23 protein-coding genes are annotated in these 23,254 nt (G+C 69.9%); 15 read left to right on the forward strand and 8 right to left on the reverse strand.

Annotated elements, in window-relative coordinates; translation table 11 throughout:
- Window positions 1-24: 24 nt before the first annotated feature.
- Window positions 25-522 (reverse strand): WhiB family transcriptional regulator, encoded by a 498-nt coding sequence (locus tag AC5RV6_RS12580; protein ID WP_494007668.1) that lies wholly within the window; start codon window positions 520-522, stop codon window positions 25-27.
- Window positions 523-907: 385 nt separating this feature from the next.
- Between AC5RV6_RS12580 and AC5RV6_RS12585 the strand changes: the two genes are divergently transcribed.
- A complete protein-coding gene (locus tag AC5RV6_RS12585; RefSeq protein ID WP_494007669.1) occupies window positions 908-1,672 on the forward strand; it encodes a TIGR03089 family protein in 765 nt (254 codons plus the stop codon).
- On the opposite strand, the gene AC5RV6_RS12590 is transcribed toward AC5RV6_RS12585, so the two are convergent.
- Window positions 1,650-2,213: a GtrA family protein gene (locus AC5RV6_RS12590; protein ID WP_494007670.1), complete on the reverse strand. Its 564-nt coding sequence runs from the start codon at window positions 2,211-2,213 to the stop codon at window positions 1,650-1,652. The two genes, AC5RV6_RS12585 and AC5RV6_RS12590, sit on opposite strands and share 23 nt — an antisense overlap.
- Before the next feature lie 182 nt (window positions 2,214-2,395).
- On the opposite strand from AC5RV6_RS12590, the gene AC5RV6_RS12595 reads away from it, so the two are divergent.
- From AC5RV6_RS12595 to AC5RV6_RS12625, 7 genes are all read left to right on the forward strand, one after another.
- A complete protein-coding gene (locus AC5RV6_RS12595; protein ID WP_494007671.1) occupies window positions 2,396-3,565 on the forward strand; it encodes a 5-(carboxyamino)imidazole ribonucleotide synthase in 1,170 nt (389 codons plus the stop codon).
- Window positions 3,562-4,089 carry a 5-(carboxyamino)imidazole ribonucleotide mutase gene (gene purE, locus AC5RV6_RS12600; protein WP_494007672.1) on the forward strand — a complete coding sequence of 176 codons (528 nt, stop codon included), beginning with the start codon at window positions 3,562-3,564 and terminating at the stop codon, window positions 4,087-4,089. Before AC5RV6_RS12595 ends, purE begins: the two co-directional genes overlap by 4 nt.
- A gap of 7 nt (window positions 4,090-4,096) precedes the next feature.
- Entirely contained in the window at window positions 4,097-5,683 is a 1,587-nt protein-coding gene (locus AC5RV6_RS12605) for an LCP family protein (protein ID WP_494007673.1), read from the forward strand.
- Window positions 5,684-5,785: 102 nt separating this feature from the next.
- Window positions 5,786-7,132, forward strand: a complete 1,347-nt coding sequence (manA, locus tag AC5RV6_RS12610; protein ID WP_494007674.1) for a mannose-6-phosphate isomerase, class I — start codon at window positions 5,786-5,788, stop codon at window positions 7,130-7,132.
- A gap of 2 nt (window positions 7,133-7,134) precedes the next feature.
- Window positions 7,135-8,142 carry a lipid II:glycine glycyltransferase FemX gene (locus tag AC5RV6_RS12615; protein ID WP_494007675.1) on the forward strand — a complete coding sequence of 336 codons (1,008 nt, stop codon included), beginning with the start codon at window positions 7,135-7,137 and terminating at the stop codon, window positions 8,140-8,142.
- A gap of 125 nt (window positions 8,143-8,267) precedes the next feature.
- The gene (locus AC5RV6_RS12620) at window positions 8,268-9,137 is read left to right on the forward strand and encodes a TspO-related membrane protein (RefSeq protein WP_494007676.1); all 870 of its coding nucleotides are present in this window, start codon (window positions 8,268-8,270) and stop codon (window positions 9,135-9,137) included.
- A gap of 320 nt (window positions 9,138-9,457) precedes the next feature.
- Window positions 9,458-10,555, forward strand: coding sequence for a neutral zinc metallopeptidase (locus AC5RV6_RS12625; protein ID WP_494008083.1), 1,098 nt, complete (start codon window positions 9,458-9,460; stop codon window positions 10,553-10,555).
- A gap of 110 nt (window positions 10,556-10,665) precedes the next feature.
- Here AC5RV6_RS12625 and glpX read toward each other — a convergent pair whose 3' ends face one another.
- Window positions 10,666-11,694 (reverse strand): class II fructose-bisphosphatase, encoded by a 1,029-nt coding sequence (gene glpX, locus AC5RV6_RS12630; protein ID WP_494007677.1) that lies wholly within the window; start codon window positions 11,692-11,694, stop codon window positions 10,666-10,668.
- Between the two features lie 247 nt (window positions 11,695-11,941).
- Here glpX and AC5RV6_RS12635 point away from each other — a divergent pair, with 247 nt between their 5' ends.
- From AC5RV6_RS12635 to AC5RV6_RS12655, 5 genes are all read left to right on the forward strand, one after another.
- Window positions 11,942-12,604, forward strand: coding sequence for a DUF4245 domain-containing protein (locus tag AC5RV6_RS12635; protein WP_494007678.1), 663 nt, complete (start codon window positions 11,942-11,944; stop codon window positions 12,602-12,604).
- Between the two features lie 51 nt (window positions 12,605-12,655).
- Window positions 12,656-13,369 carry a carbonic anhydrase gene (locus tag AC5RV6_RS12640; RefSeq protein WP_494007679.1) on the forward strand — a complete coding sequence of 238 codons (714 nt, stop codon included), beginning with the start codon at window positions 12,656-12,658 and terminating at the stop codon, window positions 13,367-13,369.
- Between the two features lie 10 nt (window positions 13,370-13,379).
- The gene (locus AC5RV6_RS12645) at window positions 13,380-14,798 is read left to right on the forward strand and encodes a class II fumarate hydratase (RefSeq protein WP_494007680.1); all 1,419 of its coding nucleotides are present in this window, start codon (window positions 13,380-13,382) and stop codon (window positions 14,796-14,798) included.
- A gap of 138 nt (window positions 14,799-14,936) precedes the next feature.
- On the forward strand, window positions 14,937-15,626 hold the full coding sequence (locus tag AC5RV6_RS12650) for a TetR/AcrR family transcriptional regulator (protein WP_494007681.1): 690 nt from the start codon (window positions 14,937-14,939) through the stop codon (window positions 15,624-15,626).
- Window positions 15,623-17,332 (forward strand): MDR family MFS transporter, encoded by a 1,710-nt coding sequence (locus AC5RV6_RS12655; protein ID WP_494007682.1) that lies wholly within the window; start codon window positions 15,623-15,625, stop codon window positions 17,330-17,332. Before AC5RV6_RS12650 ends, AC5RV6_RS12655 begins: the two co-directional genes overlap by 4 nt.
- 65 nt (window positions 17,333-17,397) lie before the next feature.
- Here the strand turns inward: AC5RV6_RS12655 and AC5RV6_RS12660 are convergent, their stop codons facing one another.
- Window positions 17,398-17,868, reverse strand: a complete 471-nt coding sequence (locus AC5RV6_RS12660) for an NUDIX hydrolase (protein ID WP_494007683.1) — start codon at window positions 17,866-17,868, stop codon at window positions 17,398-17,400.
- Window positions 17,869-17,888: 20 nt separating this feature from the next.
- Complete coding sequence (locus tag AC5RV6_RS12665) at window positions 17,889-18,401, reverse strand: prepilin peptidase (protein WP_494007684.1); 513 nt, start codon at window positions 18,399-18,401, stop codon at window positions 17,889-17,891.
- Between the two features lie 117 nt (window positions 18,402-18,518).
- Between AC5RV6_RS12665 and AC5RV6_RS12670 the strand changes: the two genes are divergently transcribed.
- On the forward strand, window positions 18,519-19,376 hold the full coding sequence (locus AC5RV6_RS12670) for a DUF1206 domain-containing protein (RefSeq protein WP_494007685.1): 858 nt from the start codon (window positions 18,519-18,521) through the stop codon (window positions 19,374-19,376).
- A 20-nt stretch (window positions 19,377-19,396) separates the two neighbouring features.
- Here the strand turns inward: AC5RV6_RS12670 and phoH2 are convergent, their stop codons facing one another.
- The 3 genes from phoH2 to AC5RV6_RS12685 form a co-directional block, all read right to left on the reverse strand.
- A complete protein-coding gene (gene phoH2, locus AC5RV6_RS12675) occupies window positions 19,397-20,734 on the reverse strand; it encodes an RNA 5'-3' helicase PhoH2 (RefSeq protein WP_494008084.1) in 1,338 nt (445 codons plus the stop codon).
- A 209-nt stretch (window positions 20,735-20,943) separates the two neighbouring features.
- Window positions 20,944-21,606 (reverse strand): YoaK family protein, encoded by a 663-nt coding sequence (locus AC5RV6_RS12680; protein ID WP_494007686.1) that lies wholly within the window; start codon window positions 21,604-21,606, stop codon window positions 20,944-20,946.
- Between the two features lie 3 nt (window positions 21,607-21,609).
- Window positions 21,610-22,371 (reverse strand): isoprenyl transferase, encoded by a 762-nt coding sequence (locus AC5RV6_RS12685; RefSeq protein ID WP_494008085.1) that lies wholly within the window; start codon window positions 22,369-22,371, stop codon window positions 21,610-21,612.
- A gap of 211 nt (window positions 22,372-22,582) precedes the next feature.
- Here AC5RV6_RS12685 and trhA point away from each other — a divergent pair, with 211 nt between their 5' ends.
- Window positions 22,583-23,233: a PAQR family membrane homeostasis protein TrhA gene (gene trhA / locus AC5RV6_RS12690; RefSeq protein ID WP_494008086.1), complete on the forward strand. Its 651-nt coding sequence runs from the start codon at window positions 22,583-22,585 to the stop codon at window positions 23,231-23,233.
- Window positions 23,234-23,254: the final 21 nt, after the last annotated feature.

Here is a 23,254-nt window from a genome sequence, read left to right on the forward strand (position 1 = left end):
CACATACACGGACACGCGAACGAATTAGACTGCCCGCTTCCTGAGCCGACGGCGTTCACGCTCGGACAGCCCGCCCCAGATGCCGAAACGCTCGTCATTGGCCAGCGCATAGTCCAGGCACTGCACACGCACGGCGCAGCCGGCGCAGACCTTCTTCGCGTCCCGCGTGGAGCCGCCCTTCTCAGGGAAGAACGCTTCGGGGTCGGTCTGGGCGCAGAGCGCATCGGCCTGCCAGCCGAGCTCACCCTCGTAGTCGCCGGCGTCGCCGGGAAGGCCGAGCCAGGTGGGAGCGGGCGCCGGGGCGAACAGCGCCACGGGAGGATCGAGGTCCTCCGACCCGTCCAGGGCTTCGTGCGCAGCGAGGAAGGCTGTTGCCTGTTCCTCAAGGCTCGTGGCCTCGTCCTGGCGGTAGCGGTCCGCTGCGGAGGGATCGGCCGGATCGACATACCAGTCGCCGGGCACGGACCGTCCCGCGTAGGGTGCAGCGGCAGAGACGTCGTGCGTTTGTTCAGCTTGCCCCATGGATTCCTCCCGGTGTTATTGCCCCAGCAGCGGATGGATGGCCCGCGCGGAGCCGCGGACGTCGACTGCGAACGTGGATTGCTGGAACAAATCCGTACCCAAATTACACGTGTGTAATACGGCGGCGTCAAGCTGTCCCGGCATCCTATACAACTCCTCGGTGATTCCCGGACTTCGCCACGCCCGGGATTCCCGCAGGTACTTATCGGCGCGCCGGTCCCGGGGGTTAGCAGGAACGGCACACCGCGCCGTTCCGGGCTCACCGGACCGGGGGCCGGGCCCTTCCGCCGCGCGGGCGCCCTCGGCCCGCCGGCCGGGGCTTCCGGCCGCCGGGCCGCCGGTAGCATCGAAGCGTCAGCGTTTCCGGACAGAAACCGAGGTTCCCATGGACAACCCGATGCAGGCCCTGTTTTCCCAGCTGCGGACCACCCAGGCCAGTTCGCCTGCCCTGGTCTGGTACGGCGCGGATACGGAGCGGGTGGAGCTGTCCGGAAGGGTGCTGGAGAACTGGGCGGCCAAGACTGCCAACCTGCTGGTGGAAGAGCTGGATGCCGCGCCGGGGACGGCGCTTCGGCTGCACCTTCCCGTGCATTGGAAGGCCCTGGTCCTGGTCCTCGGCGCCTGGGCGGCCGGCTCGGCGGTGGAGGCAGGGCAGGCCGACGGCGGCCCGGACGCGGCGGACCGGGGCACGGCGGGCGGGGCCGGCGTCGAGGTCTTCGCGACAGCCTCCGCGCAGCGGGAAGCGCTCGATGCGGCTGCAGGAGTGCCCGTGGCGGTGGCCCTCGGAGCACTGCAGATGCGCTGGGACCAGGACCTTCCGGCCGGGGCCGTGGACTACGCCGCCGAGGTCCGCTCCTTCGCCGACAGCTTCGACGACTTCGGCACACCGTCCCCGGAGCAGCCGGCCCTGGCCTCCCCGGAGGGGACCCTCCCGTGGTCGGCTGTGTTGGCCGGCCCGGGGTTGGACGGCACCGCCGGGGACGGGACGCCGGTGGTGCTCGTGCAGGCGGAAGCCGGGCTGCTGCCTGCCGTCGAGGCCGCCCTGGCAGCCTGGCAGGCCGGCGGAACGGTGGTCCTCACCGGAGACGGGCGGACGCCGGATGAGGCGCTGCTGGCTGCGGAGCGGGTTACGACTCGGTCCGGGGCCTGACGGCTTCGGGCCGCGCGCCGGACGCTTCGGCCGGCTTGGCGGCCTGCCGGGGGCTGCCGAGGATCGCCTCGGCGTCGGCCTCGAAACCGGGCTCCTCGTCCAGCTCTGCGTTAAAGACCCAGAAACGGTAGGCGAAGAACCGCAGGACCGTGGCGACGACGATCCCCACGACGCCGGCCATGAACAGCACGTTGTTGTCGGTGATGCCCATCGGATACCGCGCCACCCAGGTGAAGCCGGTGGAGATGACAATGCCCACGCCGTTGATGAGCAGGAACTGCGCCAGTTCCCGGCCCACGTTCGACTGCCGGCGGTGCCGGAAGGTCCACCAGCGGTTGGCCACCCAGGAGAACAGGGTGGCGATCGAGGCCCCCACGAAGCGGGCCTTGGCCGGGCTGCCTTCCAGGGCACCGTGCATGAGAATCCAGGTCATCGCGTTGTCAATGACGAAGGCCACGGCCCCCACCGTTCCGAACTTCGCCACCTCCCGCCAAAACAGGGAAGCCAGGCTCCTGATCCGTGCCGACAACGTTGCAAACATGACCCTCCGTGGGCGTTAAAGCGTAAATCCCGGAGGCGGGGCGCACCGGGGTGGGGAGGCCGCGGCACAAGCACGGCGGCCAGAGCGATAATACCTGCCAACCTTGGCAGTTTCCCCGGCGCACCCGATGATCGGCCGTTAACCGAGCAGGTTCGTCCGGCCGCGTTCGGTACCCTTGGGATGTGACTTTTCCAGTAATCGGCGTAGTTGGCGGCGGCCAGCTGGCGCGAATGATGGCACCGGCCGCCACCGCCCTCGGCTTTGACCTTCGGGTCCTCGCCGAGGCTCCCGACGTCTCCGCCGTCTCCGCGGTGCGCTCCGCCGACGTCGGCGACTACCGCGACTACGACACGCTGGCGGAGTTCGCCCGCGGCGTGGACGTGCTGACCTTCGACCACGAGCACGTGCCCACGGAGCACCTGCGTGCCCTGCAGGCCGCCGGCGTCAACGTCCAGCCCGGCCCCGAGGCGCTGGTTCATGCCCAGGACAAACTGGTGATGCGCGCCGCGGTCGAGCGGCTCGGACTGCCCAATCCGCGCTGGAGCGCCGTGGCCTCCGTCGGAGAACTGGTGGACTTCGGCAAGGCGGCCGGCTGGCCGGTGGTCCTGAAGACTCCCCGCGGCGGCTACGACGGCAAGGGGGTGCGGATCATCGCCGACGCCGCCGACGCCGAGGCCGCCGCCGACTGGTTCGGTCAGGGCCCGCTGCTGGCCGAGGAGAAGGTGCCGTTCTCCCGTGAGCTTTCCGCCCTGGTCGCGCGCACCCCAGGCGGTGCCTGCGCCGCCTGGCCCGTGGTCCACTCGATCCAGGTCGACGGCGTCTGCGACGAGGTCATCGCGCCCGCCCAGGAACTCTCCCCGTCAACCGCCGAGGCCGCCCGTGACGCGGCGCTGCGCCTGGCCGCCGAGCTGGGCGTCACCGGAGTGATGGCAGTGGAGATGTTCGAGACCCCCGGCCGCTCCCCCGGCTTCCTGATCAACGAGCTGGCCATGCGCCCGCACAACTCCGGGCACTGGACCATGGATGGGTCGGTCACCGGGCAGTTCGAGCAGCACCTGCGCGCGGTCCTGGACCTGCCCCTGGGCGCGACCGACCTGCTGGGCGGGGTGGCCGTGATGAAGAACTATCTGGGCGGCGCCAACCAGGACCTCTTCTCGGCCTACCCGGCCGCGCTGGCCGCCGAACCCGGGGTCAAAGTCCACGGTTACGGCAAATCCGTCCGCCCCGGACGTAAGATCGGGCACGTCAACGCCGTGGGCCGCAGCGCAGCGGACCTGCCGGCACTGCGCCGCAGCGCCGCCCGGGCGGCTGCGATCATCCGCGACGGCCGGGATTCGGAAGGACAGGAATGAACAAGGCGCAGACCCCCCTGGTCGGTGTGGTGATGGGCTCGGACTCGGACTGGGCCGTCATGGACGCCGCCGCGGCGGCCCTGGCGGAGTTCGACATCCCCTTCGAGGCCGATGTGGTTTCGGCCCACCGGATGCCGGAGGAGATGCTGGAGTACGGCCGCACCGCACACCGCCGCGGCCTGCGGGTCATCATTGCCGGTGCCGGCGGCGCCGCGCATCTGCCCGGCATGCTTGCCGCCCTCACCCCGCTGCCGGTGATCGGCGTTCCCGTTCCGCTGAAGTACCTCGACGGCATGGATTCCCTGCTGTCCATCGTGCAGATGCCCGCGGGGGTCCCGGTGGCAACCGTCTCGGTGGGCGGAGCCCGCAACGCCGGCCTGCTCGCAGTGCGGATGCTGGCCTCCGGAACCGACCCGCTGGCCGCCAAGCTGCAGCAGCAGCTGGTGGACTTCGCCGACGGCCTGCGCCGCACCGCCATGGCCAAGGGCGCCAACCTTCGCGCGTCCGTCGCCCCGCCCGCCTAGGCCCGCCGTGACTCATCCCGCCTCAGCCCGAACCGGCACGCCGCTGACCGACCCGGTCCGTTATCCGCAGGCCGCACCGGAGGGCCTGCGCACGCGCCGGGCCTTTATCCTGCTGCTGCTGACCCTGGTCCTGCCGGGCTCCGCCCAGGTGGTCGCCGGAGACCGGCGGCTGGGCAGGCGGGCACTGCTGGTCACCTTCAGCGTCTGGGTCCTGGCCCTGGCCGCCCTGGTGCTCGCGCTGACCAGCCGCGCCCGGCTGGTGGACCTGCTCACCCACGGGTGGGTGTCCATCATCATCATCGCGGTGCTGGCGCTGCTCGCCGTCGGCTGGGCGCTGCTGTTCCTCGATACGCTGCGGATCATCCGTCCGCCCCTGCTCCGCCGCGGCGTCCGCCCCGTGGTCGCCGTGTCCCTTGCCGCCCTGATGGCGGTGACCAGCGGCAGCCTCGGCTACGGCGCCTACCTGCTGAACGTGAGCCGTCAGACCGTGGGCAGCGTCTTCCAGGCCGGGCCCGCCTTCGATCCCGTCGACGGCCGCTACAACTTCCTGCTGATGGGCGGCGACGCCGGGGCGGACCGCACCGGCCTGCGCCCCGACAGCATGTCGGTGATCAGCGTTGACGCGAAAACCGGCAGGACCTCGACCTTCAGCCTGCCGCGCAACTTCCAGAACGCCCCCTTCGGCGCGGACTCCCCGCTGTGGGAGGTCTGGCCCGAGGGATACAACTGCGGCGACGAGTGCATCCTGAACAGCCTGTATCAGGTGGTCACCGACAACTACCCCTACCTCTACCCGGAGGGAACGGATCCCGGAGCCGAGGCGATGATGGATGCCGCCAGCGGCATCCTGGGCCTGGAGGTGCAGGGCTACGTCACCGTGGACATGGCCGGGTTTGAACGGCTCATCGACGCCATGGGCGGCATCACCGTCAACGCGGGAGGCTGGGTGCCGATCACCGCGGGCGAGATTCCCGGTACCAACCGTCACTATCCGCCGGACGGCTGGATTCCTCCGGGAGTGCAGAAACTGGATGGCTACCATGCCCTCTGGTATGCCCGCTCCCGGGAATTCGTGACCGACTACCACCGGATCTCCCGGCAGCAATGTGTCCAGCAGGCGATGATCAGCCAGCTGGATCCGGCCACCCTGCTCACCCGCTTCCAGTCCATCGCCTCCGCCGGCGAACAGATGGTGACCACCAACATTCCCGCCGACCAGCTGGGCAGCTTCCTCGACCTGGCCCTGAAGGCGCGCAGCCAGCCGGTGGAAAGCATGACGATCGGCCCGCCGGACTTCGGCACCGCAGCGGACAACTTCGTCACCTATCCGGATTTCGACCTCATTCATGCCCGCGTGCAGGAACGGCTGGCCGCCGCCCCGGAACCGGCCCCCCAGGAGGCTGAAGCGCCTGCGGAGGAACAGGCTCCCGCCGAAGACGGCGCCCCGCAGCCCGAGGCACCCGCGGCCGAACCGCAGCCCGCCGCCCCCGGACCGGAGATCACGGAGGAGTATCTGCAGGAACTGGCCGTCCTGCAGGACGACGCCACCCTGGGCATGCTGCTGGACAACAACGGACAGTGCTCCCCCGGATAGCCCTGCCCCTGCCCCGGCCCGCACCGCCGTCGGCGTCCCGACGCATGGTGCCCGGGCTGTCCCGCACCGCCCACCGCAGCACCGACCCCGGGAGGGAAAGAAATGTACCTGCTGGACAACACCGTCCGCCCCTATGCCTGGGGATCGCGCACGGCCATGGCCGAGCTGTTTGGCCGTGAGCCGTCCGGGGAGCCCGAGGCGGAGCTGTGGATCGGGGCGCACCCCGGCGCTCCGTCCGCCCTGCGTCCACCCGTCGACGACGCGGCCACCCTGGACGCCCTGATCGATGCCGACCCGGAGGGCACGCTGGGCGTCGAGGCCATGGAGCGCTTCGGTCCCCGGCTGCCCTTCCTGGCCAAGGTCCTTGCCGCCGGCTCCCCCCTCAGCCTGCAGGTCCACCCGACCGCCGAGCAGGCCCGGGCCGGGTTCGCGGCGGAGGACCAGGCCGGCCTGGACCGGGCCGCGCCCGACCGCAACTACCGGGACGAGTTCCACAAACCTGAAATGATCCTGGCGCTGACGCCGTTCGATGCGCTCTGCGGCTTCAGCCGCCCGGAGGCCTCCGCGCAGCGTTTCCGGGCCCTGAATGCCGTGGTCGAGGGCACGGGAACTCCCCTGCCGGACCTGCTGGAGTGGATCACGGCGGAACTGGAATCCGGGCGCCCCGAAGCGGAGCGCTGCTCGGCGGTGTTCCGCCGCCTCATCCGCGGCGACGAGGAAGTGGTGGAGGCCGTCCGGCTGGCGGTGTCCGCCGTCTCCCCGCTGGGCCGCCCCGGCGGTGAAGGCGGGAAGGGCGACGGCGACGGCCACCTGCGTGAGCTGGCGACCGTGGGCGAGCTGGGCGGGCTGTATCCGGACGACGCCGGCGTGCTGATCTCCCTGCTGCTCAACCGGGTGTGCCTGCAGCCCGGCGAGGCGGTCCATCTGCCCGCCGGAAACCTGCACGCGTATCTGTGCGGAACCGGCATCGAGGTGATGGCGTCCTCCGACAACGTGCTGCGCGGCGGCCTGACCCAGAAGCACGTTGACGTGCCGGAGCTGCTGAAGACCGTCGACTTCCGGCCGATCGATCCCCCGCTGGTCCAGCCCCGGTTCACCGGAATGGCCCAGGAGCTGTACCGCCCGCCGTTCGCCGAGTTCCAGCTGCAGCGGCTGGAACTGTCCAGCCGGGAGGCGGCCGAGCCGGCCTATGATCCGGCGCACACCATGTCCGGTGCGGACGTGCCGGTGCTGCAGAACGGGCCCACCGTGGTGCTGGCCGTGCGCGGCACGATCCTGCTGGATTCCCCTAAGGGCAACCTGCTGCTGGAGCAGGGCTCCAGCGCGTTCATTCCGGCGGCCGAGGCACCGGTGATCGCCAAGCTTTCCGCCGATTCGGCACAGCACGCGCAGGGGGCGCTGGCTTTCGCCGTGACGACGAACATGGACCAAGAAGTCGACGAAAGGTAGTCGTGGAGCAGTTCCTGCAGACGGAACCCTGGGCACGTTTCCAGGAATCCCTGGGCAAGGTGGTGCATCGGGCCGCACAGCCGGAGTACCGGTTTGTGGCCGTGGAGGAGAAGACCGCGCTGGGCCGGTACCTGTACGTGCCGTACGGACCGGTGGCCTCCGGGCCGGAGGGGTTCGACGCCGCGCTGGCGGCGCTGACCGCCCTGGCCCGCTCCCGCGGGGCCGCTTATGTGCGGATTGAACCGGTCAGCGCCGGTATCAGCGCCGACGCGGCGGAGCAGCTGCTGGCCGGACGCGGCCTGGTCCGGGCACCGAAGAACCTGCAGCCGGACCTGACCTGGCTGATCGACATCGCCCGGGACCCCGATGCCGTGCTGGCCGACATGCGCTCCAGCAACCGCAACATCCACCGCAACATCCACAAGAAGGGTGTATCCTTCTCGGTGTCCCGGGATCCCGCCGACATCGGGATCCTGCTGGGGTTCCTGCACGAGACCGCAGCCCGCACCGGGTTCCGGCCGCAGCCGGACAGCTACCTCCGCCAGGCCGCGCAGACCCTGATGCCGCTTGGTGCAGCGAGCCTGCACCTGGCCTGGCTCGACGGGCAGCCGATCGCCGCGGCCCTCGCCTATGACTCCTCCGACACCCGCACCTACGCCCATGCCGCGGCGAGCTTCGAGCACCGCAGGCTCAACGCGGGAGTTCCGCTGCTGGTCAACCTGATCCTGGACGCGGCCGCGGCCGGCCTGCAGACCGTGGACCTGTGGGGCATCGCGCCCGACGACGACCCGGAGCATGAGTGGGCCGGCTTCACGAAATTCAAGAAATCCTTCGGCGGACGGGCCGCCGCATATCCGGGCACCTGGGATCTGCCCGTTAACCGCGCCGCGTACCGCGCCTACCGTCTCGCCCGCGCCGGGGCGGGCTTCGCCGTCCGGGCCAAGGGCCGGCTCCGGGACCTGGCCGGCCGGGTGCGGAAGGCGGCACGGCGGAGCCCGGACGCGGACTGAACCTCGCCGAACCGCGAGAGCGGGTGAAATGGTGGCGCGGCGATCGGCTAACCCTTCGGAACAATCGTTAGGCGCCCGAGATACTCAGGACTGAAAATACTAAGCAGCCTTTGTTATCGTCGACTATGGCTACTTCATCGACATCCTCCGCAGCCCGAACCCGTGAGCCGGCCCGGGGCTCCGACCTCGCCCGCCGGATCGCGGTGATCGCCTGCTTCATCTTCTGCATCGTCGGCTCCATGGTCGGCGTCGGGGTGTTCGGCGGAACGCCGGTGGCCGAGTCGGCCGGAGGCGCCCTGTCCGCCGACGCCACCTACCTCGCCCCCGCCAGTCCGGCCTTCTCGATCTGGAGCGTCATCTACACCGGCCTGGGCCTCTACACCCTGTACCAGTGGCTGCCGCGGCAGCGTACCTCCCCGAGGCAGCGGTCCCTGGGCTGGCTCGTGGCTGCGTCGCTGGTGCTCAACGCCGCCTGGATCCTCAGCGTTCAGGCAGATTCGGTTCCCCTGAGCGTGGCGGTCATCGTCCTGCTGCTCGCGGTGCTGGCCTGGCTGTTCGTGCGGTACACCGCATGCCGCCCCGGCAGCTGGGTGGAGGCCGTTGTCGTGGACGGCACGCTGGGCCTGTACCTCGGGTGGGTCAGCGTCGCCACTGCCGCCAATACCGCTTCCCTGCTGACCTCGCAGGGCTTCCGCGGCTTCGGCCTCCCCGCCGAGGCCTGGTCCATCGCCGTCCTGGCTGCCATCGTGCTGGTCGCCGTCGGCCTCGCAGCGTATGGACGCGGCCGGCTCGCCCCCGCCGTCGCGATCGGTTGGGGCCTGTCGTGGATCGCGGTGTCCCGGGTCAACGGCGGGCTCGAAAACACCCCCACCGCCGTGGCGGCCGCCGTCGCCGCGGCCCTGGTCCTCCTCGCTACGGCTGTCTTCCGGCTGCGCAGCCGCGGCAGCGCGGACAGCCGGCCTGCCGTGGCCTCCAGGCCGCAGACCGCCGGCTGAGTCCGAGCCGGGAAAGCAGCGGGTTCGGGTCCGGGCCGGACCTGTCCGAAGCCTGGCGGAAAAGGTTTTGTTCCGGAGGGGTTGACATGGCCGTGCCTCCCCTACAGTGGAAGCGATGACGGTCGCACGTTGGACTCCGCCGGCCGTCAGGCGCGCTGCGGGGCACCGCAGCACCTGCGCGGCCCGTGGTCTTCCAAGGCACGAGAACCTCACGCTGGGGGCGCTCCGGAAACTACCGGAGCAGTGAAGGGATTGGGCCCCTGCCCGTCGCCGCTGACCTTTCAGCTGCCGACCGCGGCAGCATCTTCTCCTTGAAAAAGGTGAACGATGTGAAACCCAGCAGATACCCGCTCAGCGGAGCTCTTGTCCTGATTTTCGCCCTGGTCCTCACGGGCTGTATCCAGTTTCCGTCCGCCCAGGACAGCGGCCAGGGCACCGCCCAGAACAGCGGCCAGGACCCCGGGCAGGCCAGCCCGCAGGCTGAACCCTCGGCAACTCCGCAGCAGGAACCGCAGCCGAATCCGTTTCCAACCCCTGAGACCGTTCCCGAGACTGCGTGGGCCACAGACCCGTCTACGCGGGACCGGGAGTCAGCCCCGGAGGAACCCTCCCCGAACTGCCTGACGGGGGCTGAAGCCGCCTGCCGGGACGCGGCCTTCGAGCAGGCACCGCAGGGCGCGGCCCCGCCGCGAAGCGGCATGTCGGAGCAGACGACGGCGGAAAGCCTGGACCAGTATCTGAACCGAATCATCGCGGACCTGGATAAAAAATGGGACGCATGGTTCCTTGCGCAGGGGTTTCAGCAGCCGCACCTGAACTACGAGCTTGTCCTCAGCGGGGAACAACCATACCGCTCGCTGTGCCCGTCGCAGGGTGGAGGAGCGCTAATCGTCGATGACAGCCATCCGAACGCCTACTACTGCCCGAATGATCCTTATGGGAACACCGGGTCCATCAACAATGGGACCATGATTCTCCCAGCGACAACCATGCAGCAGATGTGGACCGGACAGATCTTCCAGAAACAGAGCCAGTACCCCGGCGACTTCGCTGCAGCCACGCTGGTGGCCCACGAGTATGGCCACCATATCCAGGACGAACTCTGGATCCAGTGGCATGCGTACTACCCCAACTATGACTACAGCTTCGCGGGCTCCGATCTGGAAGCCATTGCAGATTGCTTCGCCGGTAACTGGATGGCATCCACCTACTACGACGCGACTCTCAAACCGGGCGACTACGAGGAAGCCATCGCCGCCCTGCAGGCCATCGGAGCGGAGCAGCCCGGCGGAAGCCACCCGGTCGCGCAGGAACGTAAAGCCGCAATCCTGCTGGGCTACAACGGCAACTCGTCCTACGGTCCCGGCGACCCCTATGCCTGCATCAACGCCTACTGGCAGCCGGAGCCCATGGGCTGAGCCGGCGGGCAACACTCCGCCCCGGCCGGGGAAAGCGGTGGACTCTGCGCCGCCGCGGACATGCAGAGGGGCCGTGCAGGATGTCCTGCACGGCCCCTCTGCGTTCCGGCCTACTTCAGGCGGGCGTAGGACTCCCACTTGTGCGACTGGTGCTCGCCGCTGACCACGCGGATGGTGCCCGACTTCGAGCGCATCACGATGGACTGGGTCAGCACCTTCTGGCCCTGGTAGCGCACGCCGCGCAGCAGGTCGCCGTTGGTGATGCCGGTGGCGGCGAAGTAGCAGTTGTCGCTGGTGACCAGGTCGTCGGTGGACAGCACCCGGTCCAGGTCGTGACCGGCGTCGATCGCCTTCTGCTTCTCCTCATCGGAGGTCGGCCAGAGCCGGCCCTGGATGACGCCGCCCGTGGCCTTGATGGCGCAGGCGGTGACAATGCCCTCCGGCGTTCCGCCGACACCCATCAGGGCGTCGACGCCGGTACCCTCGCGGGCTGCGGCGATGGCGCCGGCGACATCGCCGTCCATGATCATCCGGGTGCGGGCACCGGCGTCGCGGATCTCCTGGATCAGCGGCTTGTGCCGGTCCCGGTCCAGCACGGCAACCGAGAGCTGGTTGATCTTCTTGCCCTTGGCCTTGGCGATCAGGTGCAGGTTCTGCTTCACGGGCAGGCGCAGGTCCACCATGTCGGCGGCTTCGGGGCCGGTGACGAGCTTCTCCATATAGAACACGGCGGAGGGATCGAACATGGAACCGCGCTCGGCCACCGCCAGGACGGCCAGCGCGTTGTCGTAGCCCAGGGCGGTCAGGCGGGTGCCGTCGATCGGGTCGACCGCGACGTCGACCTCGGGTCCGCTGCCGTCGCCCACCTTCTCGCCGTTGTACAGCATGGGGGCTTCGTCCTTCTCGCCCTCACCGATGACCACAACACCGTTGAAGTGGACGGTGGAGAGCAGCGAGCGCATGGCGTCGACGGCGGCGCCGTCGGCGGCGTTCTTGTCCCCGAAACCGACCCAGTGGCCGCCGGCAATGGCCGCGGCCTCGGTGACGCGCACCAGTTCAAGGGCCAGGTTCCGGTCCGGCTCGTCATCCCCGACTGCCAGGGCGGGGGAAAGTGTGGAGTACTGGGCACCTTGGGTCACGTCTTACCTCATCTTCGAAATCGCACTGGACCTGCCTGCGGGGAACCGCCGGGCGGCTCCTTCTCCTTCCGATCATAGTCCCCGCCCTGTTCGGCACGGCCAGCGTGGCGGCAAACCCCGGCCCGGCGGAGAACGCCGGGCCGCCCGGGCAGCCGGCCCGGCCTCCCCGCAGGTACCGCAGCCGACAGGGAAGCGGGCATGCGCAGCGGAATAGGCGCAGTCCGCCGAATGCGCGATCATGGAAGGCGTGAGTGAACAGCAGCAGTCCGATCCCCGGGCCGGCCAGGCCCCCTCCCCCGCCGCCCCTGCGGGGCCCGAGACCGCCGGGCCGGCGGAAGCCCCCGTCACCCCCGTCCTGACGGCCAAGCAGGCCAAGCGTGCCAACGCCACGGTCATCGGGATGCTGATCTCCACCGGCCTCACACTGGCCCTGGTGCTGGGCGCGGTCATGCTCAACCCCGCTCCGCAGGGGCAGCGTCCCGGCGCCGACGTGGCGGCCATCGCCGCCGAGGCCGAAGACATCGCCGGCTACGCTCCGCTCTCCCCCGAACTGCCGGAGGGCTGGAGCGCCAACTACGCCCGCTGGAACAACGGGTCCACCGACGGAGTGGCCCACTGGGAAGTGGGCTGGCTCTCCCCCACAGAGGAATTCATCCGCATGAGCCAGACCAGCCAGGCCAATCCGACCTGGGTCGCGCAGATGGCCGAGCAGGCCGCCCCCGCCGGTGAGCGGACTGCGGGCGGGCACACCTGGGAGCTGCGGGACGGCACCGACGGCGACGCCCACCTGATCGGCGAATTCGCCGGCAGCACGGTGATCCTCAGCGGCGCCGCAGACCTGGCGGAGTTTGATGTCCTGGCCGAGGCCATCGCCGCCGATCTGCGCGACGCCGGCCGGTCCGCCCCGTAATCCGCCGCCACCTGCACCGCACCCGGCCCGGACGCGCAGTAGGCTGTCTATGTGAGTGAACCCGCTTCCGTAACAGAATCCGCTTCCCCCGCCCTGACTCCGGCCGCCGCCTGGCAGCGGCTGCAGGAGGGCAACGAACGCTTCGTGGCCGGCACTGCCTCCCACCCCAACCAGGACGCCTCCAGGCGCAGCTCCCTGGCCGCCGGGCAGAACCCCTTCGCCGTCATCTTCGGCTGCTCCGACTCCCGGCTGGCCGCCGAGATCATCTTCGACCTTGGGCTCGGAGACGCGTTCGTGGTCCGCACCGCCGGCCAGGTGATCGACGACGCCGTGCTCGGTTCCCTCGAGTACTCCGTCGCCGCGCTCGGCGTCCCGCTCGTGGTCGTGCTCGGCCATGACAGCTGCGGCGCCGTCACCGAGGCCAAGAAGACCGTGGAGACCGGCGAAATGCCCGGCGGCCACCTCCGCTCCCTGGTGGAGCGGATCACGCCCTCGGTGCTCGCAGCGCAGCGCTCGGGCAGCAACGAGGTCAACGACATGGTCGTGGAGCACACCCGCCAGACCGCGGCCCGGCTGGTGGAAAGCTCCCAGGTGATCGCCTCCGCCGTCGAGGCCGGCAGCACCGCCGTCGTCGGCGTCTTCTATCACCTGGCCGAGGGCGGGGCGGACCTGGTCTCCGGCTTCGGCGCCGTCTCCCACCCGGCAGTGGTCCGCTCCACCCGCGGGCGTGACGCAGGTTTCAGCACGGGGGCAGCCGCAGACTAGGCTTGGAACCATGACCAACTCCCCTGAGTACCGCATCGAACATGACACCATGGGCGAGGTCCGGGTTCCGGTAAACGCCCTTTACCGCGCCCAGACCCAGCGCGCCGTGGAGAACTTCCCGATCTCCGGCACGACGCTGGAAAGCTCGCACATTGAGGCCCTGGCCCGGATCAAGAAGGCCGCCGCAACGGCCAACGCCGAACTCGGCGTGCTCGACGACGAGCGTGCCCGTGCCATCGCCGAAGCCGCCGACGCCGTTGCCGGCGGCGGCTACGACGAGCACTTCCCGATCGACGTGTTCCAGACCGGGTCCGGCACCTCCTCGAACATGAACACCAACGAGGTCCTCGCCGAGCTGGCCACCCGCGCGCTGAAGGAGGCCGGCAGCGAGACCACCGTTCACCCGAACGACCACGTCAACGCCTCGCAGTCCTCCAACGACGTCTTCCCGACCTCGGTGCACGTGGCCGCCACCAGCGCGCTGATCAACAACCTGATCCCGGCGCTGGAGCACCTCGCCGTCTCCCTGGAGCGCAAGGCCGAGGAGTTCAAGGAGGTCGTCAAGTCCGGCCGCACGCACCTGATGGACGCCACCCCGGTCACCCTGGGGCAGGAGTTCGGCGGCTACGCCGCACAGGTCCGCTACGGCATCGAGCGCGTGCAGGCCTCCCTGCCGCGCGTGGCCGAGGTTCCGCTGGGCGGCACCGCAGTCGGCACCGGCATCAACACCCCGGCCGGCTTCCCGCAGCGCGTCATCGAGCTGCTCGCCGCCGACACCGGCCTGCCGCTGACCGAGGCGCGCGACCACTTCGAGGCCCAGGCCAACCGCGACGCGCTCGTTGAGGTCTCCGGCATGCTGCGCACCATCGCGGTGTCCTTCTCCAAGATCGCCAACGACCTGCGCTGGATGGGCTCCGGCCCCAACACCGGTCTCGGCGAAATCGCGATCCCCGATCTGCAGCCGGGCTCCTCGATCATGCCGGGCAAGGTCAACCCCGTCATCTCCGAGGCCGTCATGCAGGTTGCCGCGCAGGTTGTCGGCAACGACGCCGCCGTCGCCTGGGCCGGCACCTTCGGTTACTTCGAACTGAACGTCGGCATTCCGGTGATCGCCGCGAACCTGCTGGAGTCCATCCGCCTGCTGGCGAACTCCTCACGCGTGATGGCCGACAAGATGATCGACGGCATCGAAGCCAACGTCGAGCGCGCCCGCTACCTGGCCGAGGCGTCCCCGTCCATCGTCACTCCGCTGAACAAGTTCATCGGCTACGAGAACGCGGCCAAGATCGCCAAGTACTCGGTCAAGGAGGGCAAGACCATCCGCCAGGCCGTCGAGGACCTCGGCTACCTGGAGCGCGGCGAGCTGACCGAAGAGCAGCTGGACGCGGCCCTGGACGTGCTGTCCATGACCCGGCCGCCGCAGGCCTGACACCGCGCGGCTTCAGGGGCGGGGCGTCCGGGCATGTGCCCGGACGCCCCGCCCTTCGCTTAACCGGCGGTCTTCCGCCGGATCGGCCACCTGCAGCCGAATTTGCACTTACTGCTCTAGAGTGCAAAACTTCACTGCGTGACGGAGAGTGCATCGGAGGACGGCGGATCAGGGCTGCGCGAGCGCAAGCGGCGCGCCACCCGCATCGCGATTACCGAAGCAGCCCGCGCGCTGACCGCCGCGCGCGGCGTCGGCGGCTTTACGGTCGAGGAGCTGTGCGAGGAGGTCGGGATTTCCCGCCGCACCTTCTTCAACTACTTCCCGGCCAAGGAAGACGCGATTCTCGGTTCGCCCACGGATGATATTCCCGAGGACCTGGTGGAGCGGTTCGTTGCCGGCGGTTCAGGCTTTCCCGGCGACGGCATCTCGCCAACCCTCCTCGCCGATTTCGTCGACCTGGCCGAGGCCATGATGGACCGGATGGCCATGACCCGGGACGAAATGTCCCAGCTGCAGTCCGCCGTGGCCGCGGAGCCCCGCCTGCTCCACAAGGTCCTGCGCGGCACTCAGGACGCGGAGGACCACTTCGCCCGGGTTCTCTCCCGGCGCGAGGGCCTTGCCCCCGACGACCCCAGGATCCGCCTCATGATCGGTGTGCTCAACGCCGTGCTGCAGCGCGTCGGCCCCGTCTTCTTCACACCCGGCAACACCCGCCCCTACCGCGAGCTGATCACCGAGGCGCTGAACACGGTCCGCTCGGTCTTCACCGCGGTGGACCCGGTTCCCGCTGCCCCTTCCCTGCCCCGCTCCCCCAAGGAATCCGTATGACCACCACCGAGGCGCGCTCCTCCGAGCCGCTCCTGCTGACCAAGAAGAGGATCTGGATCATCTTCTCCGCGCTGATCGCCGGCATGCTGCTGGCCAGCCTGGACCAGACCATTGTCTCCACCGCCATGCCGACCATCGTCGGCGAGCTCGGCGGCGTCGAGCACCAGACCTGGATCACCACCGCCTACCTGCTGGCCACCACGATCGTCATGCCGATCTACGGCAAGTTCGGCGACGTGCTCGGCCGAAGGAACCTGTTCCTCTTCGCCATTGCCCTGTTCACGCTCGCGTCCGTCGGCTGCGCCTTCGCCACGGACTTCTGGGGCTTCGTGGTCTTCCGCGCCCTGCAGGGCCTGGGCGGCGGCGGCCTGATGATCCTCTCCCAGGCCATCATCGCCGACATCGTGCCCGCCAATGAGCGAGGCAAATACATGGGCCCGCTGGGCGGCATTTTCGGCCTCTCGGCGGTCGGCGGCCCCCTGCTGGGCGGCTTCTTCGTGGACCACATGACCTGGCAGTGGGCCTTCTACATCAACATCCCGATCGGCATTGCGGCGTTCGCCATTGCCTTCTTCACCCTCACCCTGCCCGGAAAGAAGATCCGGCAGCGCATCGACATCGCCGGCGTCGTGCTGCTGTCCATCGCCACCACCTGCCTGATCTTCTTTACCGACTTCGGCGGCAGCGACGAGCGCGGCTGGACCGATCCGCTGACCCTGGCCTTCGGCGCCGGGATGCTGGCGTCCGCCGCAGCCTTCGTGCTGGTCGAGCGCCGGGCCGAGGATCCGATCATTCCGCTCAGCCTGTTCCGCAACCGGATCTTCATCAACGCCACGGCCATCGGCTTCGCCCTGGGCATGGGCATGTTCGCCGCCCTCGCCTTCGTGCCGACGTTCCTGCAGATGTCCACCGGCACCTCCGCCGCCGTCTCCGGGCTGCTGCTGCTGCCGATGATGGTGGGCATGATGGGCACCTCCATCTGGTCCGGGCTGGCCATCACCAAGACGGGCACCTACAAGAAGTACCCGATCGCCGGCGCCGTGCTGGTCATCGCCGCCATGCTCTGGCTGACCACACTGGCCGCCGACACCCCCGTCTGGGTGATCTGCACCCAGCTGTTCGTGTTCGGCGCCGGGCTGGGCCTGATCATGCAGGTGGTCGTCCTGGTGGTGCAGAACTCGGTGCCCGTGGACCAGATCGGCACCGCCACCTCCTCGAACAACTACTTCCGTGAAGTCGGGGCCGCGCTCGGCGTGGCCATCTTCGGCGCGATGTTCACGACCCGGCTCTCCGAGAACCTGATGGGCGTCTTCGGCTCGGCAGGCCTGGATCCGGCCGCGGCCGGCGAAGCCACCGCCACCCTGCAGCCGTCGGTGCTGCAGGACCTGCCGGAGCCATTGCGCGACGGCATTGTCACCGCCTACGCGGACGCCCTGGCGCCGGTGTTCTGGTACCTGATTCCGTTCCTGGCCATCGCCCTGGTCTTCGCACTGTTCCTGAAGCAGATTCCGCTCTCGGATGTGGCCGGCATGGTGGCGCGCGGCGAGGCGGTCGGCGGCGAAGAGGCCGAGCGGCTCGAAGCCGAACGGCTGGCCGCCGGCACCGGATCCGAGGGGCTGCACGACGGCGGGCCCGCCGCCTCATCGGCAGCGCAGGACGCAGGCGAAGCCGGGCCGGACATCCCCGGCCGGGACAGCCGCTCCTAGCCGGCCTCCCGGTATTTCGGCGCCTCCTCCCGCAGGGGAGGGGGCGCCGGGCCGTTCCGGCCCGGTCAGCGTGCGAAGGCAGGCACGCCGTCGGCCCGGACCGCCAGATCGATCAGCATGCGGTGCCGGTCGCTGAGTCCGGGCAGGGCGTCGACGGCGAACCACGCCACCTCCAGCGACTCGTCGTCGTTCACCCGCGCCTGCCCGGACACCCGCCGGCAGCGGAAGGCCAGGTTGAGGAACCGGCAGACGTCTCCGTTGGGAAACGTGATGGGCCCGTGCGACCCGGCGTGGATCATGTGCTCGACCTCGGCCACCACCCCGGTTTCCTCCTCCAGCTCCCGAAGCGCGCCCGGCGCCGGTTCCTCCCCCGGATCCAGAATGCCGGTGATCAGCGCCCATTTCCCTGAATCCGCACGCCGGCACAGCAGCACCCGCCCGGCGTCGTCGAAGGTCACCGCGGTGACTCCGGGCAGCCACAGCGGGTCGTGACCGATCTTGGCGCGCAGCGAGGTGACGAATTCGGGTGTAGCCATGAACCCAGCCTAGGGCAGGCCTACCCGGGGACGGGCAGGAGCATGGCCGCCGCCGTTCCCAGCAGCATGCAGGGCCCGAAGGCGATCGCGGTCTTGAGTGTCGCCCGGCGGGTGGCCACCAGCGCCGTCGCCCAGAGACCGCCGATGAGGAACGCGGCCATGGTGCCCGCCAGGACGTGGGACCACCCCAGGAACCCCAGGTACAGGCCCAGCACCCCCGCCAGCTTCACGTCGCCGTAGCCAAGCCCGGCAGGACTGATCAGGCGCAGCAGGAAGTAGCCCAGCCACAGGGCGGCGGCCCCGGCGAGCATGGCCACGGTCCTGCCTGCCTCCCCCGCCGCGGCGGCCGCCCCGCCCAGCAGCACGGCGGCTGCGGGGTAGGCCGGCAGCACCAGCCGGTTGGGCAGCCGGTGCGAGCGCAGGTCCTCGACACCCAGCAGCACGGCGAGCACGGCGAAGAGGCCCAGCGCCGCCGCGAGGAACCACGCCGCCGGCCCGCCGACCGCAGCGTAGTCCCCCAGGAGTGCTCCCATGACCGGCAGGGTACCCGGCGGACACCCGCAGAGGGCGCGGTGCGGTTCTATTGTGGACAAAGACGGTGGCGCGGCGGGCCGCGTTGCCCGGCGGGCAGCACGCAGGAAAGGATGGCAATGGCCTCGGAGCGACCGTTGGACAGCACGCCGGACGGGGGCGGCGCGGCCGGGGGCGCCGCGGCCACGCTGGAGCGTGCCTCCAACCGTCCCTGGCTGGACGTGGCGGCCCGCATCGGATTCGCGGTGATGGCGCTGCTGCACATACTGATCGGCAGCATCGCCCTGCAGGTCGCCCTCGGCGGTTACGGCGAGGCGGAAACCAGCGGGGCCATCGGCCCGCTGGCGCAGGCGGAGCCCTTCGGGCCGGCGATCATGTGGGCCGGCTGCGTTGCGTGCGCGGCGCTGGCCGTCTGGCAGCTGGCGGAGGCCACGGTCCGGATGCGGCGGGAGAAGCTGCGGGCGCGGGCGGCGAAGGCCGTTTCCTCCGGCTCGCTGTTCTTCATCTACGGCAGTGTGGCCCTCACCTTTGCCTCCTTCGCCCGGGGCCGGGGCCGCGACTCGGGCGAGAGCATCTCCTCCTTCAGCCGCACGGTCCTGGACTCCGCTGCGGGCATCCCGGCACTGGCCGGCGTCGGGGCCCTGATCCTGGGGATCGGCGCCTACTTCATCTACAAAGGCTCGGCGCGCCGCTTTCGACCGGAGCTGCGGTACTTCGAGGACACCCGCCGCGGGCACCTGCTCAACGCGCTCGGCGTTGTCGGGCACATAGCCAAGGGCGTGGCCCTGGTCCTGGTCGGGCTGCTGTTCGCGGCCGCCGCGTTCAACCATCGGCCGCAGGACTCCACCGGGCTGGACGGCAGCCTCCGGACGCTGCTGCAGTATCCGGTCGGCGTGCCGGTGATCCTGGTGATCGCCGTCGGGCTCATCTGTTACGGCATCTTCGCCCTCGCCCGGGCCCGCTGGGGCCGGATGTAGCCGTCCGGCCCCAGCCCGGTTCAACCATGCTGGCCCTCCTCCAGCAGCTCGGTCACCAGCGCGGCGATCGGCGAGCGCTCCGATCGGTTCAAGGTGACGTGCCCGAACAGCGGATGGCCCTTCAGGGCCTCGACGACGGCGGCCACGCCGTCGTGCCGGCCGACGCGCAGGTTGTCCCGCTGGGCAATGTCGTGGGTCAGCACCACCTTGGAGTTCCGGCCGATCCGGGACAGCACGGTCAGCAGCACGTTGCGTTCCAGGGACTGCGCCTCGTCCACAATCACGAAGGCGTCGTGCAGGGAGCGGCCGCGGATATGCGTGAGCGGCAGCACCTCGAGCATGCCCCGCTCCAGGACCTCCTCGACCACGGCCGGCGACACCACGGCCTCCAGGGTGTCGAAGACCGCCTGCCCCCACGGGCCCATCTTGTCCGACTCGGTACCGGGCAGATAGCCCAGCTCCTGGCCGCCGACGGCATACAGGGGCCGGAACACCATCACCTTGCGGTGTTCGCGCCGCTCCAGCACGGCGTCCAGGCCCGCACAGAGCGCAAGCGCGGACTTGCCGGTGCCCGCCCGTCCGCCGAGCGAGACGATGCCCACCTCAGGGTTGCGGAGCAGGTCGATGGCCAGCCGCTGTTCGGCCGAGCGTCCGTGCAGCCCAAAGACGTCGTTCTCGCCGCGGACCAGGCGCACGTGTTTGTCCGCGCCCACCCGGGCCAGCGCCGAACCACGTCCGGAGAGCAGGACCAGGCCGGTGTTGCACGGCAGTTCCGCGGCGTCGGGCAGGAACACCGGGCGGTGGGCGTAGAGCTCGACGATGTCCTGCTCGGAGACCTCCTGCTCCGCCACTCCGGTCCATCCGGCGTCGCGCACGAGCCCGTTGCGGTATTCGTCCGCCGCCAGGCCCAGCGCCGAGGCGCGCAGCCGCAGCGGCAGGTCCTTCGAAACGACCGTGACGTTCCGGCCGCCGGCGGCAAGGTTGCAGGCCACCGCCAGGATCCGGCTGTCATTGTCCGGGCCCCGCATGCCGGCGGGCAGCACGTCCAGGGCGATGTGGTTCAGCTCGACCCGCAGGGTGCCGCCGGACGGCAGGGGCACCGGATCGGCGAGGCCGCCGTGCTCGACCCGCAGGTCGTCGAGGTTGCGCAGCGCGCTGCGCGCAAACAGGCCCAGCTCCGGATCGTGGCGTTTGTGCTCCAGCTCCGTAATCACCGCCAGCGGCAGGATCACCTCGTGCTCAGCGAAGCGGAAGAGCGCGCCCGGGTCGGAAAGCAGCACCGACGTGTCGAGGACAAAGCTGCTTTCGACGGCGCCCCGGGCTCCGGAGCCGGCGGTCTCGTCCGGACGGATGGTGATGTTGGCGGCCACGGTGTCTCCAGTCAGGGGCCTGGCGGCCCCGGGTCGAAGTAAGCTGCCGCAGGCCGGAACGGGGGCCGGCCGCGGCCTGGACCACCCGTCTGGTGTGCATCCGGCCTCCGGTTCATCAGCGTCTGGCTGATTGATAGCACCAAGGTACGCCCGCCGCCGCCTACCGTGCACCGTGACACGGGGAGGCGGACGGGAATTCACCCGGCGTTGGCCTTGGGCCGTTCCCCGGGCCGCGGAGTGCGGGTGGCCAGGCGGAGACCGACGGCCAGAATGACGGCGGCGGCGGCCGGCAGGCAGTCCAGGCCGACGGCGAGGTACCCGAGTCCGCCGGCCAGGGACCCGGCAGTCAGGGACGCCCAGAGCAGGAAGTACCGCCCGGCACCCGTCCGCCTGCCGCCGGCCAGCGCGGCGGCGATCTGCTGGCCAAGCTTCACCAGCGTTCCGGTCATATAGGTCAGCCCGATGCTCACTTCCCCGTCCCGTTCGAAGACGGAGTTCAGCGCGCCCATGGCCAGGGACAGCAGCGGTGCCGTCAGCACACCGGCCGGCTCCACGCTGGCCCAGGCGCCCAGCAGCAGGCCCACGAGCGCGCAGACAGTGGCCGCAGGCCGTGACGGCACGGCCCGGCGCAGCAGGGAGGCTGTGACGACGCCGGCCAGGAAGGCCGCGATCAAGGCGAAGGCGGCCAGGAATCCCTCCAGGGAGAAGGCGGCCAGCGACGCCGCGGCGCGGGTCGAGTTTCCGGTCATGAAGGCCACGAACCAGCCGCCGAAATGGATGAAGCCGGCAGCGTCAACGAAGCCGGCGCTGGCGGCGAGCAGCGCCGCCAGGCCCACTTCCCGTCGGCTGTGGGCCCGCATGGTTCAGGACCCGAACCGCCGCTGCCGGCTGGCGTAGTCACGAAGGGCGCGCAGGAAATCCACCCGCCGGAAATCGGGCCAGAGCGCTTCGCAGAAGTAGAACTCGCTGTACGCGCTCTGCCACATCAGGAACCCCGAAAGCCGCTGCTCGCCGGAAGTGCGGATCACCAGCTCCGGATCCGGCTGGCCCCTGGTGTAGAGGTACTCGGAGATCTGGGAATCGGTGAGCGTCTCGGTGACCTCGGCGATGCTGCGCCCGTTCGCCTCGGCGTCCCGGAGCAGCTCCTTGACGGCGTCCACGATTTCGCGGCGCCCGCCGTAGCCGATCGCCACGTTCACGTGCAGCCCCTGGCCGCCGGCGGTGCTTTCCCCCAGGCGGCAGAGCTGCGCTGCGAGGTCCTCCGGCAGGATGTCGAGGGCACCGACCGGCTGCACGCGAAGGTCCCGCTGTTCTCCCAGCCGGTCGAGCGTGTTGCCGATGATCCCCAGCAGGGGTTCCAGCTCCTCGGGGTCTCGGTTGAGGTTGTCGGTGGAGAGCATATAGAGCGTCACCACCCGGACGCCCAGCTCCTGGCACCAGCCCAGGAACTCGAGGATCTTGTCGGCTCCCGCCTGGTGCCCGTCCCGGGTCGGAGCGCCGGCCAGGCGCGCCCAGCGGCGGTTGCCGTCCACCATGACGCCGATGTGCTCAGGGAGCCGCTCCGCGGGCAGGCTCTGCCGCAGGCGACGCTCGTACCAGGCGTAGGCGATGCCGGGAAAGCGCAACGGGGCTCTCACCTGCCTTCGGGAATCGGTGGGTGGATCGGGCAGTTCCAAGGTTACCGCCTGCCCGCCCCTCCCCCTGCTTACCAACCGGTAACTTACCGGTCCGTAGGTTAGGATGGCAGTCATGGATTCCCGTCAGTCCTCAGCCCTGCCCGAGCACGATCCGGAGTCGCGGCGCTCTCCGGGACCGGTCGAATCCGCGGTGGAGACCGTGGCCGACATCCTGGACATCAAGCCGCGGCTGCGCGGCTGGCTGCACCTGGGTGCCGCTCCGCTGGCCCTTATCGCCGGCATCATCCTGGTGGCCCTTGCCCCCACCTCCGGCACCCGGATCGCCTCCGCCGTGTATGCCACCACCGGTGTGCTGCTGTTCGGCGTCTCCGCCGTCTACCACCGCGGCAACTGGTCCCCTCCGGTCAAGAAGGTCCTCAAACGCCTGGACCACACCAACATCATGCTCGTCATTGCCGGCTCCTACACGCCGCTGGCATGGTCCCTGCTGCCGCACGACAAGGCACGGCTGCTGCTGATCATCATCTGGGCCGGTGCCCTGGCCGGCATCGCGTTCCGCCTGCTCTGGCTGAACGCGCCCCGCTGGCTGTACACCCCGGTGTACATCGCCCTCGGACTCGCGGCCGTCTTCTACATTCCCGATTTCTGGTCGGTCAACCTGCCCGCCGCCATCCTGGTCATCGTCGGCGGAGTCATGTACATCGCCGGGGCGGTCATCTACGCGATGAAGCGTCCCAACCCGTCCATCGAGTGGTTCGGTTTCCACGAGATCTTCCACGCCTTCACGCTGGCGGGATTCAGCGCGCACTACGCAGCCATCATGATGGCCGTCCTCGCCGTTCGGCCCTGACCGCGACGCGCGGGCCGAGCC

The sequence above is a fragment of the Arthrobacter saudimassiliensis genome, from assembly GCF_059090665.1.